The organism is Bacteroides sp. AF32-8BH (assembly GCF_003435205.1).
In the GTDB taxonomy this organism is placed as follows: domain Bacteria; phylum Bacteroidota; class Bacteroidia; order Bacteroidales; family Bacteroidaceae; genus Bacteroides; species Bacteroides ovatus.
Genome location: NZ_QVLZ01000029.1, coordinates 1 through 21,862, shown reverse-complemented (window position 1 = coordinate 21,862; position 21,862 = coordinate 1). Strand labels below are relative to the sequence as shown.

At 41.0% G+C, this 21,862-nt stretch carries 14 protein-coding genes and 1 tRNA gene; 5 read left to right on the top strand and 10 right to left on the bottom strand.

Going from position 1 to position 21,862, the window contains the following annotated elements:
• Window positions 1-14: 14 nt before the first annotated feature.
• The 5 genes from DWZ47_RS19695 to DWZ47_RS19675 all read right to left on the bottom strand — a co-directional run bounded on the left by DWZ47_RS19695 (window position 15) and on the right by DWZ47_RS19675 (window position 10,501).
• Entirely contained in the window at window positions 15-1,673 is a 1,659-nt protein-coding gene (locus DWZ47_RS19695; protein ID WP_004304379.1) for a sialate O-acetylesterase, read from the bottom strand.
• Between the two features lie 320 nt (window positions 1,674-1,993).
• Entirely contained in the window at window positions 1,994-4,219 is a 2,226-nt protein-coding gene (locus DWZ47_RS19690) for an endo-1,4-beta-xylanase (protein ID WP_117514346.1), read from the bottom strand.
• Between the two features lie 24 nt (window positions 4,220-4,243).
• Window positions 4,244-5,620 carry a glycan-binding surface protein gene (locus DWZ47_RS19685; protein WP_032844685.1) on the bottom strand — a complete coding sequence of 459 codons (1,377 nt, stop codon included), beginning with the start codon at window positions 5,618-5,620 and terminating at the stop codon, window positions 4,244-4,246.
• 41 nt (window positions 5,621-5,661) lie between these two features.
• Window positions 5,662-7,308, bottom strand: coding sequence for a RagB/SusD family nutrient uptake outer membrane protein (locus DWZ47_RS19680; RefSeq protein ID WP_004300844.1), 1,647 nt, complete (start codon window positions 7,306-7,308; stop codon window positions 5,662-5,664).
• A 19-nt stretch (window positions 7,309-7,327) separates the two neighbouring features.
• Entirely contained in the window at window positions 7,328-10,501 is a 3,174-nt protein-coding gene (locus DWZ47_RS19675) for a SusC/RagA family TonB-linked outer membrane protein (protein ID WP_004311414.1), read from the bottom strand.
• Between the two features lie 395 nt (window positions 10,502-10,896).
• Here DWZ47_RS19675 and DWZ47_RS19670 point away from each other — a divergent pair, with 395 nt between their 5' ends.
• Window positions 10,897-15,030: a two-component regulator propeller domain-containing protein gene (locus DWZ47_RS19670; RefSeq protein WP_117514344.1), complete on the top strand. Its 4,134-nt coding sequence runs from the start codon at window positions 10,897-10,899 to the stop codon at window positions 15,028-15,030.
• 80 nt (window positions 15,031-15,110) lie between these two features.
• Here the strand turns inward: DWZ47_RS19670 and pulA are convergent, their stop codons facing one another.
• Genes pulA through DWZ47_RS19655 form a run of 3 tightly spaced genes read right to left on the bottom strand, consistent with a single transcriptional unit; the run spans window position 15,111 to window position 18,034 of the window.
• Window positions 15,111-17,117 (bottom strand): type I pullulanase, encoded by a 2,007-nt coding sequence (gene pulA, locus DWZ47_RS19665; RefSeq protein WP_117514342.1) that lies wholly within the window; start codon window positions 17,115-17,117, stop codon window positions 15,111-15,113.
• A gap of 51 nt (window positions 17,118-17,168) precedes the next feature.
• Complete coding sequence (ruvC, locus tag DWZ47_RS19660) at window positions 17,169-17,735, bottom strand: crossover junction endodeoxyribonuclease RuvC (RefSeq protein ID WP_004300848.1); 567 nt, start codon at window positions 17,733-17,735, stop codon at window positions 17,169-17,171.
• Complete coding sequence (locus DWZ47_RS19655; protein WP_004304386.1) at window positions 17,732-18,034, bottom strand: DUF4286 family protein; 303 nt, start codon at window positions 18,032-18,034, stop codon at window positions 17,732-17,734. Before DWZ47_RS19655 ends, ruvC begins: the two co-directional genes overlap by 4 nt.
• Window positions 18,035-18,149: 115 nt before the next feature.
• Between DWZ47_RS19655 and DWZ47_RS19650 the strand changes: the two genes are divergently transcribed.
• The 3 genes from DWZ47_RS19650 (at window position 18,150) to DWZ47_RS19640 (ending at window position 19,740) form a co-directional block, all read left to right on the top strand.
• Window positions 18,150-18,223: transfer RNA gene (locus DWZ47_RS19650), tRNA-Ala, on the top strand.
• Window positions 18,224-18,320: 97 nt separating this feature from the next.
• Complete coding sequence (locus DWZ47_RS19645) at window positions 18,321-19,319, top strand: AAA family ATPase (protein WP_004311410.1); 999 nt, start codon at window positions 18,321-18,323, stop codon at window positions 19,317-19,319.
• Between the two features lies 1 nt (window position 19,320).
• Entirely contained in the window at window positions 19,321-19,740 is a 420-nt protein-coding gene (locus tag DWZ47_RS19640) for a hypothetical protein (protein ID WP_004304388.1), read from the top strand.
• Between the two features lie 54 nt (window positions 19,741-19,794).
• Here DWZ47_RS19640 and DWZ47_RS19635 read toward each other — a convergent pair whose 3' ends face one another.
• Window positions 19,795-20,007, bottom strand: a complete 213-nt coding sequence (locus DWZ47_RS19635; protein ID WP_004304389.1) for a hypothetical protein — start codon at window positions 20,005-20,007, stop codon at window positions 19,795-19,797.
• A 128-nt stretch (window positions 20,008-20,135) separates the two neighbouring features.
• Window positions 20,136-21,002: a hypothetical protein gene (locus DWZ47_RS19630; RefSeq protein ID WP_074705423.1), complete on the bottom strand. Its 867-nt coding sequence runs from the start codon at window positions 21,000-21,002 to the stop codon at window positions 20,136-20,138.
• A gap of 640 nt (window positions 21,003-21,642) precedes the next feature.
• Between DWZ47_RS19630 and DWZ47_RS31070 the strand changes: the two genes are divergently transcribed.
• The coding region (locus DWZ47_RS31070) for a hypothetical protein (protein ID WP_233525078.1) at window positions 21,643-21,862 on the top strand (220 nt) is incomplete at its 3' end.

Genomic DNA, 21,862 nt, shown 5'->3' with positions numbered 1-21,862 from the left:
AATAGATAAATTGGTCATTTTCTGTTTTTCGTATTCATTTCTATCAAGATAGCTGCTGCCACTCGTTGCCCTAGCGTCTTTTTATCCAATGGATGAATATCATTCCATTCTCCTAAATCACTATTTTTAATCAGAGTAACATTTTTATTTGTATCGGCTACTTCCGCCTGCGCTTTCCGGAATTCCGCCCAGGCAGTGCGTCCTCCTTTATCTGTGGGTGAAAGGAAATCCGCCAGCTCAATGATATAGAAAGGCATATCCGACTTATTCCATCGTTGTCTCCAATCGCTAATCATAGCCGTCAACAAGTCTTTATACTCATTTCTGCGTGAGACATTCGATTCTCCCTGATACCAGATGACACCGGATACCGTATAGTTCAGCAAAGGAGCAATCATTGCATTATACAGTCCTGTGGGTTTATAATGAAAAGCCGTTTGTCCCGGAGCAGCGGGCATAGGAGCACCGAGATGATATTTCCAACTCCCCTCCAAATTGATCTCCGATTCTCCTTTTTCCGGCTGACCTTTTCCGAAAAGGATTTTATAAGGCTTTTCCTTTACAAATTGAGGACGACCGCCATAACTGAAAAGGCGTATGGTTATTGTATTTTTTCCGGCTTTCAACAATCCGGCAGGAATGGTGTAGATACGGGGAGGATACTGATAAGAGACAGTCCCCACAAATGTGCCATTTACATAGACCGAATCTGCATCTACGATGCATCCCAAACGAAGAGTCGCTTTCTCTCCCGCCTGTTGTGCAGACACCTGAAAGTCTTTACGGAACCAGTGGGAGCCATTGACGGTATTCAGTCCGTTTGTTGCCCAGCCGGAAGTAAACAAATCTGTTTCTGTCCAATTGCTATCATCATAATCGGCAGCATACCAAGGGGTAGCCTCATGCATCCCTTTATCTCCCTGAAACAACGCCACATTCCAGGCATGACTTTTCTTCCTCTCCTCTTTTTTCATCGACTCCATCAAATCGTCTGACTCATAGATACGCTTTTCATTCAAATAAAATGGAAAAGGCTTCAACCCTCCCTCACTGATCCACGCTTCTACCGGTGAACCTCCGACACTGGAATTTATGATTCCTACCGGAACCTTTGTCTTTTGATAGACATCTTTAGCGAAGAAATAGGCTAAAGCAGAGAAAGGCATCACATTTTCAGGAGTCATCGCTTGCCAGGAAATTCCCGGAATATCTGCCTGCGGAGCATGAAAATTATAGAGCAGAGGTGTTTTTATATAGCGTACCATCGGATAGTTACTGTCCGTAGATATTTCATCGCGAAAACGATCTGTAACCCGTGAAACAGGCAATTCCATATTCGACTGTCCCGAACATACCCAAACATCACCAATAAGAATATCCTTTAATTCGATATCATTAATGGCCATCGTATAAGGTCCGCCAGCTTTCAATATAGGCAAAGTCACTTTCCAGTTACCTTGTACATCAGCAACAGTCTTATATTTCTTTTTCAGGAAAGTTATATCAACGGTTTCATCAGGATCAGCCGTTCCCCAGATATTGACAGGTTCCCCACGCTGAAGTACCATTCCGTCGGAAACAAGAGTCGGAAGTTTAACCTTTGCTCCGCCCAACAAGGCGAAGCAAAGGAACACAACTACTAACCCTACCTTATAAAACCAATACTTATTCATTCTGTCTTTTCTTTTATATGTCTTTATTTCATGATAATTTAGCAAGAGAAGAAATCCATCGGGATTCCACTTTGCAAACTTAGGAAGTTTCTTCCCACTTACCCAGAAATTCTGATTCAAATCATTACTCGCTTGTTACATCATCGTTTACGTATGTTACAAAAACTTGTTGCAATGTTACATTCAAGCTGAAACCACCGATGAACAGGAGGAAAACGAAAGTTTTAGAAAGAGCGGATTACAGTAGTTATTGTTATTCATTCGATCCGCTCCAGGATGATAACAACTACTGTAACCCTCACTCTCCCCCTCTTTAATTATTATAATTCCAAATCTCCGGTAAAGTCTTCGCTGACATCCTTACCAGCCAAACCATCGGCTACTCCCTTATAAGCATGTTTACGTGCATAATTAGCATCCCAAAGGTTCGGAGCGTCATTCGGTATCCAATTCACATGTTCTTTTTCATTGTCCGATACTCCCCAGATGGTAATACCATATTGTTTATCCACCGGAATATACTTCTTGTACATATCAATAACATACTGATACATTTCTGCCTGTTGTGCCAGATTTTCAGTAGTAGGCGACGAGGTGTTAACCTTAATATCCAACTCGGATACTTTAATCAACTTGCCGGTAGCACCCAGTTTCTGGAACATTTGAGCAATATTGTCTTTATTGGAATCAATAGCAATATGCATTTGTGTACCAATACCATCCACTATGGCTCCTTTGCTTTCGATGTATTCCACATATTTAATCAGACCGTCACACTTATTGAGGTTATATTCCAGATTATAATCATTGATGAATAGTTTATCATCCGGATTTCCATACTGACGGGCAAGTTTGAAAGCTTCTACTGCATAGTCTTTCGGAGTCAGGAAATAATCTTGCCAGTAGAATTCATCAGAAGCCAGATCAGTTTTGCCTTTACCAGTCTTAATGTCTGATGTTTTTCCGTCATCCATTGGTTCATTGACTACGTCCCATGCATGAACATAAGGTTTGCAATGGGTAACCATCTTTGAAATCCAGTCTTCCATAGCATCTCTGATAATCTCGGCTTTTTCTTCGTCGGTCTTCTCAATGATAGTAGGACCGGAAGCGCGAGTGACTGCACGTGTCTCCACCACTTTCTCCGACAATACGATATTATCTATATAATAATCGCCTGCACTAACTCCGAAATTGATACAGAATCGATTCATATCCTCTTTAGACACTGTAAATTCTTTCTTAAATTCTGTCCAAGTCGTACTCACATTTCCATCTACATAGCATTCACCTGCATAACTCGTTGAGTTCTGAATTTGAATTTGGAAAGTAGTTGAGACACTTGCTTTAATCATAGCAGAGAACTCATAGGTCTTGCCGACTTCCAAAGGAGTATCAAAGCCATATCCAGCCTGTGCCTTATATGCATTGCCCGCCCCTCCGTCAACAGAACTAGTCAGCTTCATCGAATATGAACTTCCATATCCTTCACCTTCTTCCGAAATCGCGGCTTTTCCACTACTCCAAGCTCCCCAAGGAGTAATAGCTTTGCTTTCAAAATCTCCGTTAGAAATCAGATTAACCACAGTAGGATCGGCATCTTTGTCTGTCACAACAATATTATCTACATAATAAGTCACATCCGGCAAATAACCAAATTCAAATGCAATCTGAAATGTAGTACTAACAAAATCATTCACTGTGATCTTCACCTGCTGCCATTGAGACGTTGTCTCAAAAGCTTCCGTCCAACTGCCACCTGTAGCATACCAGTCTTTATATGGATAATTATTTCCTAACCCAGCGAAAGTCAACCGGGCTTTACCAGCTTTATCCGAACGGACAAAAAATGAAATTTCATAATTATGCCCACTTACTGCTGAAATGTCAGGAGTATATAATTGCACAGAATGAGCAGCCGTTACAGAAGATCCTACTGTAAATTTCAATGCTTTGGAAGTAGTTGTCAGTCCTTCCCCTTCCACAATGGACATCGCATCACTTCCATTTTTACGATTCCAGCCATCAAAGGTTCCATCTTCAATGCCTGACAGATCCAACAAATTACTGCCCGCCGGTCCCGGAATAACTTCCGGTGCAATCAGACTATTCAGATAACTCGCATTCTGATTAGTGTGCCAAATCAGACAGTGTCCATAAATGCTTATACCCGCTTCTGTAGTCTTTGTAAACAATTGATCTACCTTATCAAATTTCAAATTCCCTTTAGAATCGACCATAGGACCGTGCTTCATGGCATATCCTATCGTCAGATCATTAAAGTTCTCATTCACAATGGTAGTCGTTGTCTCGTCACCAAGATATTCATCCATCCCCACTCCGATACCCAACTTAAAGTTGGGATCGGATAAATATTCTTTCAACGGCTTGTAACGGGAAATCTTTTCAGCCAACTGTAAAGGCAGTTCGGAAGAAGTAACCGCTCCATGTGTAGGGTCTTTATACCACTCCATCTTATTATCGTCACACGATGTCAATATCAGCACCGACAAGGCAACAAACGGAAGCATATTTCTGTATTTCATAATCTTTTCAATTTAAAGTCATTATTATTCTGCATCCTCTTCTTCGTCCGGGAAATCGGTATATTCCGGCTTCGTCAAAGGTACGACACGCCAGTTATCAATATAAATCTTCACGGAAGTTGCTTTGGATAGAAACTCTGTTTCTTTATCCGAGCTCGCACCTGTGATCTTATCCAATGTAATATCAGAGTTCTCAAAATAGAAACCGAAGTTGGCATAAGAAGCAGATGCACGGGTAGCGGCCACATCGGCAAAAGTGGTCCAAGCTCCGCTGGATGCTTTCGATTTGTAGAATTCACTAAACGGAACAGTTACAGTCTGCCAACCGGTTGTCTGGAAAGGAACAATCTTTCCGTCTACAAGCCACGGTACGTAATTATAACAGTCTCTCTCCCATTCTCCACCGTTGAATCCGTTCTGACCACAAATCTTCAGGAATCCGGATTCAGACCAAGGTTCGGGCACATAAATTTCAAACTGAATAGCACATTCGGCAACAGGAGTTTCAGCAGGGACACCCAGCGTCAACCAGTCAGGATCAGTGCCATTACCAGCTGTCCAAACTTCAGCACAACGATTCTTCGCTGCTGCCACCGGCAACTGTCTTTCTAATGGCAAACGACAGTAAGCACCTTGCGACACATTACCTTCACCAATCGAAGCTGATTCCAGTTCGGTTGTTTGAATCATACTTTCAGAATCGCCCCATGCCCCTTGTGCACCCACTCCGTCGAAGTTCAACAACAAGCCTTTCTTATAATTGAAATAGGCAGGAGAATAAGCACCACCATTCGAACCTTCTACGAAAATAGAACCGCCCTCTTCAGAAACTCCGGCAGGCATATCCACCATAAAATATTCACCGTCAAGATCAGAAATAATACCTTCTGTCACCACCACATTTCCGGGGAAAACGACTTTTGCTATTTCCGTCAATCCACTTCCATAAACAATGATAGGTTCACCTACATTCGGCATACAGTTGGAGATTTTCGTTATAGACGGTGCAGCAGCACGAATCTGGAAATCATAAACGTATTCACCGCCATCTTTTACCAAACGAATTGTATTACGTACATTCTCGTCTGCTTCTGTAGTCGGAACTTTACTGTTCACACTAACCAGAAAAGATTTATTCGAAACAAATACCGGATTAAAATAACAGTTATATCCATTAATATACACTTTCTTCAATCCGTTGAATCCTTCACCTTCAATTCGGATCAGTTGTCCCAAACGGGCAAAATCAACCAAACGGTCAGGAACATTCGACTTCGCGTCTTCCAGATAGATCCCTGTTATGTTCATCACAGAACTTCCGCCATTATCGTCATCGTCGTCACACGAAACAAATGAACAAGAGCAGATGAGCAGACTCACCAATAAGCCAAATGCTTTCATACTATTTTTATATATCAAGCTTTTCATTCGTATTCTCGTTTTTAGTTAAACAAATCGGTTATTCTGTCTTCCTTAAATGCATAAGGCATAGGATCCGCTTTCAACAAAGGATTTTGCACAGTCTCCGATTCCGGATAAGGAAGAAGGAATATACTGGAATCGACGTCACCTATGGCACGCTTCGTTTCATCCGAATCCTCGTCTCTCTTCAAAGTCTGTGTATCCGCATCCCATACTACAGGAATAGCAGTACCCCTATCCTGTCCGGTGATATAATTGAGTACTTCCTGTTGTTTATAATAAGCTCTACGTACCAAGTCATACCAATACTGTCCTTCCAGACAAAGTTCCAGTCTACGCTCACGACGAATATCTTCGTAAGTAATCGAATTTTGGGGTTCCAAACCGGCACGCTTGCGCACTTTGTTAAAGTATTCCATTGCATCGGCATCATCTGTTGAAGGATTATTTCCCAATATAGCTTCTGCATAAATCAGATATACTTCTGCCAGACGCAACATGTAAGTATTGATAGGAGTACTTCCGGAAGTGATCTTCGCATTATCTTTGCTAGAACCACAAACATATTTCTTACAATAAATTCCGGAAACAGTACCCGATGCTTTCTTCTCACAAGTATATCCTCCGTTTGCTTTCTGTATTTCAGGATAATGATCGCCATAAGCCATCCAAGTCGGCTGACGCCGTTTATCTCCTTTTTCATACTCCCAAATCACGTCCGGTTGTGCAAAAACATAACCGCCCCATGCACGGTCATTACCGGTAATAGCCGACTCACAAGCAAAATAGTCCTGTATCGTATTACATTCCCCATACGTACCATTACTAACCCATTGTAAAGCAAATAGTGTTTCCGAGTTGTTATTTTTATCAATCATAAACAAATCGGCATAATCAGTCATCAGTTCAAAATTTCTGTTTTCTATCACTTTTAAAGCCGCTTTCTTTGCCAAATCCAGATAGTCCTGATTACGGGTCGCACTATTAGGGTTACTACTATAACCGGCATACGTCAGATAAACACGCGACAACATGCCAAAGGCACTGTATTTATTGACACGTCCGGCAGCAGAAGAAACCTCCGGCAAATATTTTGCCGCAAATTCCAAGTCACGCATCGCAAATTCATAGACATCACTTACCGGGCTAGTATTGACAATTGGATTAGCCACCAGTTCATCCGTATCCTCATTTATAATAACATTTCCCCATAACATCGCCAGATAGGAATAAGCAACTCCACGCATGAACCGTGCTTCAGCAATATATGGGTTCTTCACTTCTTCGCTATTGGATGAGTTACCTTTGATCCCGTTAATAATCTTATTAGTTTGCTGTACTATATTGTATAATGAGCCCCAAGCCGAAACTAACGGCCCCGTCAATCCGGTTTCGGTCAAATCGGCAAAAGGATAGATATAATTAGAGGTTGTCGCACAAAGGTTGAATCCGCGTCCATCACCCAGTCCATAATAGAACTTATCGTTAAAGTCGAACCACACCTTATTATACAAAGGAGCTGTTGCTGCCCGGAAATCATCTTCCGTTTGATAAAAGTTATCTCCTGCGATATTGGAGTTATCTTCAGAATCGAGGAAGTCACTGCATCCTGCAAACGCCAAAGCTACAGCCAACATGAAAGAGTATATATATTTACTTGTTTTCATATTTAGTCACTTTAAATGATTAAAAGGTTAAATTCAGACCGAATGTATAAATTCGCGGAGAAGGATAACGATAGTTATCAAAGCCTGTAAGCAAAGCGTCCTGATTGGCAGAACCTATTTCCGGGTCCATCCCTTTGTATTTTGTGAATGTATATACATTCTGCAGGTTACAATAAAGTTTCAGATTCTGAATACCAATCGGTGCCAACCATTTACGCGGGAACGTATAGCCGAAAGAGATAGACTGAATACGCAGGAAAGAACCATCTTCCACAAAGCGGTCACTGAAACGATAATTGGAATCATCTGTCCCTTTGGCAATAGCCATACGGCAAGCATAAGGGTCACCGCCTACAATCTGTATATTCCGATAATCATCCGGACCATTCGGATCAATCAAAGCCAGTTGTGCATAATCCAACGCCGATTTCAGGATATTATTATTGCCCCGTGGATTTTCAAGTTCACGACGCCCCCAGTTTACAACTTCATTTCCCACCGATCCGGTCAGGTTAATGCTCAAGTCGAAGCCTTTATAAGAGAAAGAGTTACCGAAGCCGAAAGTAAAGTCCGGTTCAGGATTACCGATATAAGTACGGTCCTGTTCATTGATAACACCGTCTTTGTTTACATCTTCAAAAATATAATCACCAATCCAGATACTATTCTTGGAAATCGACATACCTTCAGGCAATGCTACCGGCTTAATTGCTCCGGAAGCATCTTTATAGTAAAAGTCAGTAGCCTTTTCAAAGCGGCCAATCACTTTATAACCATAAAACTGTCCGATAGGGTTTCCTACTGATGTACGTGTCAGTACGGTTATTGTTTCGCCTGTCTGATTACTCTTATCTATCAGGCTGGTTGCCGTATCCAGCGATTTTACTTTATTACGGTTCATAGAGAATACCACGTTACTTCTCCATTGAAATCCGCCTTTATCAATATTCACTGTATTTAAAGTCAACTCAAGTCCTTTATTCTCCAAAGAACCCACATTCTTCCAGGGTGCGGAAGTAGAGCCCTGACCTGAAGTTCCCACATAAGCAGGAAGAGGCACTTGCAACAACAAATCATTTGTTTTCTTATAATAAATATCGGCTATCAATTCAATCCTGTTCTGGAAAAGATTAATATCAAGTCCCAGATTACTTGAATAAGTAGACTCCCATTTCAATTCGGGATTCGGAGTATTGCCAGCCAGCAATCCTGTTCCCCAAACGGTAGCAACAGATGAATAAATGGCTTTATATGCATTATTAGGCACATTCTGATTACCTACAACACCCCATCCTAAACGCAATTTCAGATTATTAATAATATTGTTGTCTTTCAAAAAAGATTCATTGGAAACCTTCCAAGCCAAAGCAGCCGACGGGAACCATCCCCAACGATTATCTTTGTAGAATTTGGAAGAACCGTCGCGACGAAGAGTAAATGTCAACAGATATTTGTCATCGTATGAATAGAACAGACGGCCGAAATAAGATAAAATCGAACTTTCTCCACTATTACCATTATTCTTGGCTGTTGCGGCATCTCCCAATGTCAGATCGGTTGCAGCATTGGACAAATATCCCATACGGCTTCCCATCAGATATTCCCATTTGCTCTCCTGCATTTCCTGGCCAATCATTGCATTCACATTGTGCACTCCAAAAGTTTTCATGTAATTCACGATATTTCTCCAACTCCAGAACTTATTATATGATTTGGAGAAAGTCCCCTGACGGTCCGTATTTTCAATCGCACCAAAAGTATATGAGGGATCAAATTTATAAGTATTAGTTACCCCATAATCGAAAGACAATTCCGTTTTAAACGTCAGTCCGTCAATGATAGTAGCTTCAGCATAGGTGTTTGCCCGAATACCCATTTTCTCGTTGCGGTTATCCTTAATCATGGCAAGACCCACCGGATTCGTTTGTACCCATTCGTCCGTATCCGGTCCGTCAAATGTGCCTTCAGCATTACGAACAGCCACACTCGGACTCTGCAATAAAGCAGTTCTAATCAACGACTCGTCAGATACAGTCAATTTCTGACGGGAATTACTAAACGCAAAGTTAATACCCATTTTTAAATAGCTCTTCACCTGGGCATCAAAACTACCTCGTAAGTTCAGACGCCTGAACCCTGAACCAACAGCAATACCATCCTGATTGAGGTAACCTGCTCCCAATGCATAGTTACTTTTATCAGTACCTCCGGTCACAGAAAGATTATGACTGGTCATCATAGCTTTAGAGAACATCTCATCCTGCCAGTCTGTACCCTCACCTAGTAAATCCGGACGAACAAAGTTATTATCCTTGTTCACTATTCCCCAATCATTTCCCGAATAGTCTTTTCCTGAACGAACATTCTTATGCTCCGCATATTCACGCAGATTCAGCATATCCAGTTTTTTAGGCATTTCCTGCCATCCTATATATCCGTCATAAGTTATTTGCGCCTCACCCTTCTGTCCACGTTTGGTAGTAATCATAATCACACCGTTTGCAGCTCGCGCACCATAAATAGCAGTGGCGGAAGCATCCTTTAATACGTCCATAGAGACGATGTCCGAAGGATTGATAGATGCCAGTGCATTATCACTTCCCGAACCTGTGGAACCGTCGATGATAACACCGTCAATGACAAAGATAGGTTCATTGGAGGCATTCAAAGAGTTGATACCACGAATACGGATGGAAGAACTACCACCGGGCATACCGCTATTAGCCTGTACCTGCACACCAGCAGCACGTCCTTGCAGTACCTGGTCAACGGAAGTCACTACAGATTTCTTAATGGCTTCATCGTTGACCGATACAACAGAACCGGTCAGGTCACTACGTTTCATCTGACCATATCCAACTACAACTACTTCGTCTAATACTTTTGCATCTTCTTTGAGGGTAATATCAAACTGCTTTTTCCCGGCTACAGGAATCGTTTGTGTCTGATATCCGATAAAAGAAATCTTCAAGCTACCTTTGGCTGATACATTCAACTTAAAATTACCATCCAAATCGGTAACTATACCATTGGTAGTGCCAGCTTCTACTACACTGGCTCCGATAATCGGTTCGCCCGATGCATCTTTGACCATCCCCGTCACGGAAACAGTCTGTGCCAATACCCATACAGGGAAGAGGCAGAAAAGAATGATAAGACCTAACGGTCGAAAATAATGATTTGTGCTTTCCATAAAATCATTTTTTTAATTAATAATGATAGTGGTTAATCCAAGTTATAGGTTTTTCTCTTCTTATTTATAATAAGGAATAGAGTAAGGAATTCATGTTTCCATAAGCAGTTATTATTTTAAGGTGTCCGACAATTCATTTTTTTGGTTAATGCAAATTTATGGATAATATATCAAGCATAGGTGGAGATTTTGTTTCAAGCAATTGACAGGCGGTTACATACACTTGCATGTACGTTACAAGCTATTGCACACCCGTTACATACCCCTCCCAGAAGCATCCCTAAAGGGTTTGCACGTAACATCAGTAAAAGGAAAAGTAACAAAGCTAATGCTATTTTAATTTAATATAGTATCTTTGTCTATATAAAAAGCACCAATAAACCCTGCTTATATTAATGAGTATGAAAGCACAAATCCTATTCCTTTTTTCCATATACTATTTCCTGATAGGAAGCACTCCTGTTATGAAAGCACAGACCGGCAAATTCTATTCAACAGACAAAGAACTTTCCAACAGTCTGATCAATGCCGTATATCAGGACCGGAAAGGATTTATCTGGATAGCTACCGAAAACGGACTTAATAAATTCGACGGGACACGTTTCTCGATCTATCGACATAATGCTACGGATAGCACCAGTTTGAAAAACAACTATGTACGGACATTATTCGAAGACAGTCGCGGTAATTTCTGGATCGGATGCATCAATGGCTTACAGCGATATGACCGCGCCACAGACAACTTTCACGAATTATTCATCTCTCGGAAAGACGGACGAAAGAATCCTCATATCACTTCCATTATTGAACGCCGGAACGGAGATCTTTGGATAGCAACTTCCGGACAAGGCGCCATATCCCTAAAAAAGAACAGCAATCCCGCCTCCTTCCATATCGAAACCGAACTGACAGACCGGATAGGTAGTAACTACCTGAATGTCATTTTCGAAGATTCCCGGCAAAATTTATGGATTGCTACAGAAGAAAAAGGACTTTACCGTTATTCTCCGGAAAATAAAGAGCTTAAAAGCTATAAAGCACCTTATCATATAGCAGGTGATGACGTTTCTGCCATTTGTGAGGATGCACACGGACAAATTTTCGTAGGAACCTTGACAAAAGGTCTTTTCAGACTATCATCCCGGCAGGAAGGAAACTTCGAACCTGTCCTCTACCAAAACCGGATGAATTTGAATATCCGGACTCTCATCATTGATACCCGTGGAAAACTTATCATAGGAACAGACGGTGAAGGAGTAAAAGAATATCAGCCTCAACAAGATATTATTGTGGACAGTGAGATTAATGCGGGTCCCTTTGACTTCTCCAAATCCAAGGTTCACTCGTTAATCGAAGATAAAGATCACAATTTATGGCTGGGCATTTTTCAGAAAGGTTTGATACTAGTGCCCGGCATTTCAAATAAGTTCGACTACTACGGCTACAAATCAATACACAACAACACCATTGGTTCCAGCTGTGTTATGGCTATTCATACAGATGAACAAGCTACAATCTGGATAGGTACGGATAACGACGGATTATATGCCATAAACGATCAGGGAAAACAATTACGCCATTACACCCATCAGGCAGGTAATCCCCAATCTGTCCCCGGCACTATCCTATGTCTCTATGAAGATTCCAATCAGGAACTTTGGCTAGGATCTTACTTCAATGGTCTGGCACGGATGAACAAACAAACCGGAACATGTCAAGATGCCACCTCGCTTTTACAAGGAAATCTTAACGCAGGCAAGCCCAAAGTTTCCTGCATCATTGAAGACAAAAACAAGAATCTCTGGGTGGGTACTTATGGTTCGGGCTTATACAAAATCAATTTACCAACTCAACATGTCACCTATTACGAATCTACCCGCAACGAAAACGATGACTGGAGCATCAACCGACTTCCAAACGATTGGATCAGCTACCTACTGGAAGATAGAGAGGGAATGATATGGATCGGCACTTATAAAGGTCTGGCCGTACTCAATCCTCAAACGGACAATTTTATCAATTATAAAAAGCAAAACAATCTCCTCCCCGGGTATGTCGTTTACAGTTTATTGGAAAGTAGTAATGGAGAGATCTGGGCTGGTACTTCCGAAGGATTGGTCTGCCTGAATAAAGACAGACTAACACCTGTACTTTTCACTACTGCCGATGGACTCCCCAGTGATATTATTTGCGGCCTGGCTGAAGACGAGAAAAAAAATATATGGATCAGTACCCATCAGGGAATCTCCAAACTGAATCCTCCGGAAAAGAAGTTTATCAACTATTATGCAGGCGACGGTCTGCAAGGAAATGAGTTTACGCGCACTGCTGTATTTAAAGATAAACGCGGCAAGATATTTTTTGGAGGTACCAATGGAGTAACAGCTTTCTACCCCCAGGATATCACCGAAATCAAAAAAGAAATGAATGTATTGATTACCGGCTTTCACGTTGCTAACCGCCCTGTGAAAAAAGGGGATAAATCCGGCAACAATGTCATCACTGATACTGCTGTCATGGATACCGAGCAATTTACACTGGCATATAATGAAAATACATTCAGCATTGATTTTTCTGTTTTGGAATTCAGCAATCCCGACCGGATTAGTTATCAATATAAGATAAAAGAATTAGGCGATGAATGGATCAGTACGCAACCGGGAACAAACCGGGTGACTTATAGCAGTCTGAAACCGGGGAAATACACTTTCTCCGTACAGGCACGCGACCATAATAATTTCTCTAATATCCGCACAGTTACTATTGCCATCACTCCACCCTGGTACCAGACCTGGTGGGCAAAAGTAATCTGGGGATGCCTCGGAGCATTACTAATCTATGCTCTTACCATGTATATTCTGTCACGTATCCGCCACCGGCAAGAAGTGATGCGACAAAAACACATGGAACAGATTAACGAAGCCAAATTACAATTCTTCATTAATATCTCACATGAAATACGTACCCCGATGACTCTTATCATCAGCCCGTTAGAGAAACTGTTAGCCGAACATTCCGAGAAACAACCGGTTTATCTCATGATTTACCGGAATGCCCAACGTATTCTACGTCTGATCAATCAACTGATGGACATACGAAAACTGGACAAAGGACAAATGCATCTGAAATTCCGGGAAACAGACATCGTAGGATTTATCAATGACTTGATGCAAACATTCAATTATCAAGCGCAAAAAAAGAACATCACATTTACTTTCGAAAAAGAACTGGAAGGTGCTGATTCTCTGAAAGTATGGATTGATCTAAATAACTTTGACAAAGTATTGATGAATGTCCTTTCCAATGCTTTCAAATATACACATGAGGGAGGAAATATCGAAGTGTCATTGAAAACCGGTCACAACGATGCCTACCGGGGTGCTTTGAAAGATTATTTCGAGATAGATATCACCGATAACGGAATCGGTATTGACAAAAACAAAATAGAACAAATATTCGAACGTTTCTATCAGATTGACAACGACATGACACAATCTAATTTCGGTACAGGAATCGGACTGCATCTTTCACGGTCGTTAGTGGAACTGCACCACGGCATCATCAAAGCAGAAAACCGCGAAGACGGACAAGGAACCCGTTTCATCATCCGCCTGCCGTTAGGTAGTAATCACTTGAAAGCAGAAGAACTGGAAAATCCTGAAGAAACCGGAAGCGAACCAACAATCTCCCAACTTCCCAAAGATTCGATCTATGAAACGGAAGAAGAAAACAAAACTAACGAGTACAGGAAACCCAAAGCAAAAACACGTTATCGCGTCTTAATCGTAGAAGATGATGAAGAAATACGCCGCTACATACGTAGCGAACTGGATAGTGATTTCCGTATCTATGAATGTACAAATGGACGGGAAGGACTGGAAACCATTTTGAAGGAGAAACCCGATCTCGTCATCAGTGATGTTATGATGCCCGAAATGGATGGGATCACTCTCTGCCGGAAAATAAAACAGAATATCAATATCAATCATATACCGATTATATTATTAACCGCCAAATCGAAAGCCGAAGACCAAATCGAAGGGCTTGAAATTGGAGCAGATGCTTATATCGTAAAACCATTCAACACTGAATTATTACGAACTACTATCAGTAATCTGATAGCCAATCGGGAAAGACTGCGCGGCAAACTGGTAGGTGAACAACAAGTAGAAGAAAAAATAACAAAGATAGAAATGAAGTCCAATGATGAGATCTTGATGAGTAAAGTAATGAAAACCATCAATGACCATCTTGCCGACCCTACCCTTAATGTAGAGATGCTGGCAGCCAACGTTGGAATGAGCCGCGTACATATGCACCGCAAATTAAAGGAGTTGACTAATCAGTCAGCACGAGATTTCATTCGTTCTATCAGACTGAAACAAGCTGCCAATCTGCTACGTGAGAAGAATCTAAGCGTTTCGGAAGTTGCATACGCTACAGGCTTCTCCAACCTCTCTCATTTTTCCAATACATTCAGAGACTTTTACGGAATTTCACCGAGTGAATATAAAGAACAACAGATGTAACAAACAGAATTAGACTTGTTACAAACAAGAATCTAAATTAGAAAGAAAGCCGTTATTGATATGACAAATAATGACTAAAGCTACTTATACATAATCAATGCAGACTGTCCGGGAATAATTACTTCCGGTCCGATCTGCGTACCTAATCCACGCACATCTATCACACCATCTTTGCATACCACTGTATATTTACCAACAGGCACTTCCAAACGCGCAGGAGTCATACGGGAATTAAAAGCCACGATAATATCTTCCCAACTATCTCCGTTCGCATGATCCTTCAGGCGGAATGCAATCAGGTTTTGTCCTTCCACCGGAAGAAACTCCAGATGCTTCCGAACCTTTTCCGCATCTCCCATACGGAAAGCGGGATGGGACTTACGCAGATCTATGAGTCGCTTATAATACATGAAAACATCTCCGTTCGTCGTTTTACGTCGCCAATCGATAGCATTGACTGCATCCGGACTCTTATAACTATTGCCCACTCCTTGTTTATCGCGCATCACTTCTTCTCCTGCATAGATAAAAGGAATACCTTGCGAAGTGAAGACTACCGTCTGCGCAAGCTTATCAAGTCGAACCAGTTGCTCGGGAGTAGCTCCCGGCATACTTGCTTTCAAGCGATCAACAAGGCACAAACCGTCATGGCAGGAAACGTAGCTAATCATCTGGGTAGGCTGCTCCGCCCACGGTTTCTGACTGTAATTAACAGAATCACACCGTACTTGCGGATGCTCAATAGCACCCACAATTCCGAATTTAACACTCATTTCTGCTCCCGGAACTCCGGCGAGGAAAGCCCCTTTCTCCTTTTTCCACACAGGTCCGCAAAGCCCATCACGCAATTCATCCGAGAATACGGCAATTCCCGGCATGTGGGAAACATTCCCTTTCATTGCCAACGAATCTGCCGGATATTGGGGAGTGTCGGCTGCCCAACCTTCTCCATAAATACAAATGGTAGGATCAACCTTGTTCACCGCTTTCCGGATCTCATTCATGGTTTCAATATCATGCACTCCCATCAAGTCAAAACGGAAACCGTCAATATGATATTCTTTTATCCAATAAAGAACGGACTCTATCATAAACTTGCGCATCATAGGGCGTTCACTTGCCGTCTCATTACCGCATCCGGAACCATTTGCCAATGTCCCGTCTTCTTTCTGACGATAAAAATAACCGGGAACAGTACGTTCAAAATTACTTTCAACGGTATTAAAAGTATGATTATAAACCATATCCATTATCACACGGATACCAGCTCTATGCAGTGCTTGTACCATTTGTTTGAACTCTTTCACACGAGTGGCAGGTTGATAAGGGTCAGTTGAATAAGAGCCATCCGGCACATTATAATTCGCCGGATCATATCCCCAGTTATAGTGGTTTTCTTCCAGTTTTGTTTCGTCGATAGAAGCATAATCAGAAGAAGGAAGAAGATGTACATGTGTCACTCCCAGTTCTATCAAGTGATCGATACCGGTCAATAACTTATCTGAATTCATGGTCCCGTGTTCAGTCAATGCGAGGTATTTACCTTTATTCTTAATTCCCGAAGTAGAATCAACCGAGAAGTCACGATGATGCATTTCATAGATAATCATATCAGCAGGAGATTTCAGAGAAGGACGTCTGTCACTCTCCCATCCCTCGGGATTTGTAGTCTTCCAGTCAATAATGGCAGCACGTTTCCCATTCACTCCGACAGCATGGGCATTGATTCCCGGCGTGTCTCCCTGCCATTTATCATTGATTTTTACATTGAAGGCATAGAATTTGCCAAGCAGGTTCTCATCTACTGAAGTTGTCCAGGTTCCATCTTCTGTGGGCTCCATCTTTACTGTTTCATAAGCATGTCCGCCTTCACCGGCATCATATAGCATCAGGCGTACTTCTTCTGCAGTTGGTGACCAAAGATAAAATTTGGTTGCCAACGGCGTATATTCCATTTCCGTAAGACTTCCCGTACGAACCGGATACAGCTCAAAAGAAGCATATTCCTTTTTCGCAGGGGAGCAGCTCATTACTGTTGTCACTGTAGTCACCCCTAATATTGCTAAATAATTACTTCCCATCTTCATTTAAACCTCCCCTAGATATTTCCTTTATATCTATCCCTATAATCAGTCGCTTTACTTCACCTTATCCGGATTCTTCGCTATAAAATCCTTCCAGCTATTATAACCTTTTTCCATGGTCGGCCGCCCCATTTGCAGGAAATGACAATAGGCTGCTGCCAATCCGTCTGTTGCATCCATAAAAGTAGGCATATCCTCTTTGGGAAAGCGCAACATCCGCTGCAACATATCCGCTACCTGTTCTTTGGATGCCTGCCCGTTTCCGGTGATAGCCATCTTTATCTTCAAAGGAGCATATTCCGTAATCGGAATGTCCCGGCTCAACGCCACTGCCATCGCTACCCCCTGTGCACGGCCCAACTTCAACATCGATTGTACATTTTTACCGAAGAAAGGCGCTTCAATAGCCAGCTCATCAGGCAGATAACTTTCAATAATACTCAATACCCGTTCATGGATATGGCGAAGTTTCAGATAGTGGTTGGCAAATTTACGCAAGTCGATAATCCCCATCGCAATCATTTCGGGCTTGGTTCCTTTCACTCTTAGAACACCGTATCCCATGATTGTCGTACCGGGGTCAATCCCCAGGATTATCTTTTCTTTTACCGGTTGAATCACTCTATCACCTCCATCAGGGTCGGAAACCCGATCACTTTATCTTTAAATATTTTTGCCAGTTCGTCATTTAGCCGCACTCCCTGTTCCAGATGCCAGCGATGTAGTAATCCACTGCTTTCCACCTCCCATTGCAAAGAATACGCACTTCCTTCTTCCCGATGACTTAATATCCGGCAAATGCGGGGTGCCTTCAACGCACCGTGTTTCTGTACTTCAGGAATATAACTCTCTTTTATCCAAATCATGAAATTGTCGTGAACGTCATCGTCCACTTGAAAAGTTGTATTATAAATCAGCATATCTTAATTTCATACTATTATTTACCGCAAACATAGCAATTATTTCAGAATAATGCATTATATTTGCGGCAACAAAAAAGATTCGTTTACAAACGTTATCATATAAGATAGAAAAGGGGCGTTAGCTCATCTGGCTAGAGCGCGACACTGGCAGTGTCGAGGTGATCGGTTCGAGTCCGATACGCTCCACTTTTTAAAAGAGCAATTTCCAAAAGAGTTGCTCTTTTTTGATAGCCTTCTTGAAGTAATTATATTGTACGAATCAGAACCAAGTTATTTGATAATTATGGAGCGCAAACTTATCATTCGTAATTTTGGAGCTATCGCTTCAGCAGATATTGCATTGAAAGACTTCAATATCTTCATAGGTGAACAAGGAGCCGGAAAGAGCACAGTGGCCAAACTAATTACTATCTTCGAGAATAGTAGGGATAAAGTTTTGAAGGTTGATTCCGACTATTTAATGACTAAGTTCTCCGAGTACAATATTATTTCGTATTTTAATCCGGACAGCTATATTAGTTATTCTTCAGAACAAGGAGATATCACCTACGAAGATGGTTCCTTCAATTTCACTTTTTCGTACCATTCGACAAGCCATAATTTATACATTCCGGCAGAACGCTTCTTCATTAGTACATTCTCCCGCTCCATAGCTACTTTGGTGTTGTCCAAAGCACCTATACCAGTCACATTGTTGGAATTTGCCTCTTTCTATGAAAAAGCAAAGAACCTATTCGTAAATTATCAAGTTCCTATTTTCAATATAATATTCCAAGTCCGTGAGGCTAGTGAGAATCTAGTTTTAAGCAATTATGATAAAATCATTCCATTCAAAGACGCATCGTCGGGTATTCAATCCGTCGTACCCTTACTCATGGTTATTGATTACATCACCAAGGAGCAATCGGACACTCACTTCGTAATAGAAGAACCGGAACTTAATCTCTTTCCTGAAACTCAAATTGCTTTGCTCCAACACATAGTAAAAGAATGTCATCAGCTGACAATAACAACTCATAGCCCATATCTACTGTCGGCTTTAAACAATATGCTAGAAGCCGGTAACGTATCTAAGTTACACCCGGAAAAAGAAGAAGAGATTGCAGCACTCATGCCTAAAAGCAGTTGGGTTGACTTTAATAAAATTACTGCCTATAAGATAGAAAAAGGACATATCATTTCTATCTTAGATAAAGAATATAACATCATTGTCGCCGACCAAATAGACTCTACTTCAGATGAACAGGGAAGGATTTTTTCTTCATTATTAGATTTAGAATAATATGGCAATATTCAAACAAGCCTGCACATGGGAAGTAACAGATAAGTTGCTGGTAGTAAAAGAAAATAAATGCAAATGCGTTTTCTCAAATCCCAATCAGCATCTACTCACAAAAATAAAGGTTGATGGTTGCCAAATTACTGATGGCATCAGATGTGACTACCTGATACTCGACCATTGTCACAACGAATATTTTGTTGAATTAAAGGGGAAAGATCTGCCTCATGCTGTTGAACAACTGGAAGCCAGTATCCAGCAATTATCAGCCCCCAACCATACAATTAAAAAAAAGGCTATTATTGTATCAAGCCGTAATCCCTCCAATGACACTTCGGTACAAAGAGCTAAAGCTATGTTCAAGAAAAAATATGGAGTAGAGCTTATACCCAAGAATATACAAATAGAAATTACAATCAAATAATATCCCGACAAATCAGACTTCCTTTTTTTTGCATAAATAGCAAAAAAAGGACCTTTATTCAAGGTCCTTTTTAATCACTTCGTCCATTTCTTTTATACGTTTCTCACGATCTTTAATGGGACCGTCTTTCTTGTCATTCTTAAATGCGTCATCGGCACGGTCGGCAACCTCGCCGCTCCATTCCTCAAACTGGTCCTTAGCCGGACGACCATTCGGCTCGATATTTTCCTCGGCTATCGAATCATGCCTGTTAATCATATCATCCATAAGTTTTCGTTTTAAAAGTTTATGGCTATAAGACAATACAAACGAAGAAAAGTTTTCTATTTTAATGATTTTTGAAGAAATCAGCCATGTTATTATACTATCAAAGAAACACTCCAGCCCAATCTGTGTCATTCATCCAGATACCTATATAAATTGCAGTTGCCGGCAACGTCCAGTACATTCAGCTCTTTCAAGCGTTTTTCCACTTTCTTTTGTGAAACCAGCCCGAAATTCCGTAACATATCACGCAACTTCCTAAACCCATATTGAGAAGTGATTTGTAGCAGTTCTCGAAGTGTTTTTATATCAGCTTCAGAAATGATCCGCTGCGACCGAATATCGAATTTCAATTCTGTGATAGGAGTATCAAGTAAAGCCTTTGCCGCTTTTATATCTTCGGGAATAAAAATTTCCGGATTCGTTTCTTCCGCCTCTCTCATGAACATATCATTATCAAAGCCATTTTGGCGGAATTTCATTTCATACGCCCGTACTGTTGCTTTAAGACGGATATTTTCTTCTTTATACGTCCTAAGGAATCCCGCTTGAGATTTTATTTCCTGCACAAGTCCTTCAAATGCCTTCTGTGCTTGACGATATTTCATACGTTTCCGGATACTAAAATCCTTAATATTTCCTTGTAAGACGGTATAAAGAAATAGTTGCCGTCTTTCATCATTCCTTATCATTCCGGCAAGCTCCTTTATTATTAACCGGATCAATGGGGTTAACTCTTTCAGTGATTGAAGTAGAAAAAATTCCTCTTCATTTTCCTTCATCTTCTCATCCATCCGGCGTTTGTGTTCTTCTTCGGAAAGACTGAACCGAATATTTCGTTCAAGACAATCCGTCAGACTGTTTTCATCAAGCATTAGATAATCGCCGACTTCTGAATAAATAATCTCTTGCCTTTCACACCAAGTAATAATACGTCTGGTAGATACCTGATACTTGGTTGCCGCTTCTTCAATACCAATCCATTGTTTTGTTGTCATACCTCGTTTTATTTTTAGATGTATGCGTCGCAACCAGATATAAAAAAAGGTGCGAACGATACATGTATTTCCTAGTAGAGGTAGTCGCATACCCATAGATGAAAAATACAGTATGCCCGCACCAGAACTTATATATCGATAGGGATATAAGCTTGGCACGGACATTTGATTTATCATCTATTCGAAAATGCGACTTTCCTACTAATAAATTAAATGTCCTATAAATACAAGTCCGGCTGTCAAAGGTCCGGTCCTTGATTGCAAATATACTTCTTTTTTCTGAAAAGAAAGATAATAAATGACAAGCTTTTTAGTTACAATAGAATTTTATATAAGACAAATAAGTAAACAACTACACGGGAGAATAGTTTCATCGGTGAGAAACTAAAGTTCCATCAGTGTGAAACTATAGTTTCATCAGTAAGAAACTAATAGTTCCAAGCAAGAGAAACTAAAGTTTCAAGGCGATGAAACTGTAGTTTCGAACCGCAAAACCAATAGTTTCAAGGCTTGAAACTATCGGTTACAAGGCAGGTCCCGCCCCGTAAGTACAGGGGTAATAAATAAAATAGCTTATCTGCCTGTGGTTAATACTATTCAGGCAATGAAACTTCATCTGTGATTTTTACTTGATTTGGGTATGCATCTCTACCATACCGTCTTTGCAGTGCGTTTATCTCTTCTTAGCTTTGCAGTGACAGCATTATTGCCGTCACAGTGCTGTCACCATGCTGCTGTCACGCCATTAACTTTTCATAATCAAACAGTTAAGTTACAATCTGTGACAGATGACAGCAAATTTATTTTTTTTTGGTTCTTCGTCAAATTTGGTGGTAATCTCTTTTTTATTTCAACTGTCT

Excerpts from the sequence above, each read along its gene's own strand:
- DWZ47_RS19695 (WP_004304379.1), bottom strand. The coding sequence starts at position 1,673 with ATGAATAAGTATTGGTTTTATAAGGTAGGGTTAGTAGTTGTGTTCCTT.
- DWZ47_RS19690 (WP_117514346.1), bottom strand. The coding sequence starts at position 4,219 with ATGAAATACAGAAATATGCTTCCGTTTGTTGCCTTGTCGGTGCTGATA.
- DWZ47_RS19685 (WP_032844685.1), bottom strand. The coding sequence starts at position 5,620 with ATGAAAGCATTTGGCTTATTGGTGAGTCTGCTCATCTGCTCTTGTTCA.
- DWZ47_RS19680 (WP_004300844.1), bottom strand. The coding sequence starts at position 7,308 with ATGAAAACAAGTAAATATATATACTCTTTCATGTTGGCTGTAGCTTTG.
- DWZ47_RS19675 (WP_004311414.1), bottom strand. The coding sequence starts at position 10,501 with ATGGAAAGCACAAATCATTATTTTCGACCGTTAGGTCTTATCATTCTT.
- DWZ47_RS19670 (WP_117514344.1), top strand. The coding sequence starts at position 10,897 with ATGAGTATGAAAGCACAAATCCTATTCCTTTTTTCCATATACTATTTC.
- pulA (WP_117514342.1), bottom strand. The coding sequence starts at position 17,117 with ATGAAGATGGGAAGTAATTATTTAGCAATATTAGGGGTGACTACAGTG.
- DWZ47_RS19655 (WP_004304386.1), bottom strand. The coding sequence starts at position 18,034 with ATGCTGATTTATAATACAACTTTTCAAGTGGACGATGACGTTCACGAC.
- DWZ47_RS19645 (WP_004311410.1), top strand. The coding sequence starts at position 18,321 with ATGGAGCGCAAACTTATCATTCGTAATTTTGGAGCTATCGCTTCAGCA.
- DWZ47_RS19640 (WP_004304388.1), top strand. The coding sequence starts at position 19,321 with ATGGCAATATTCAAACAAGCCTGCACATGGGAAGTAACAGATAAGTTG.
- DWZ47_RS19635 (WP_004304389.1), bottom strand. The coding sequence starts at position 20,007 with ATGGATGATATGATTAACAGGCATGATTCGATAGCCGAGGAAAATATC.
- DWZ47_RS19630 (WP_074705423.1), bottom strand. The coding sequence starts at position 21,002 with ATGACAACAAAACAATGGATTGGTATTGAAGAAGCGGCAACCAAGTAT.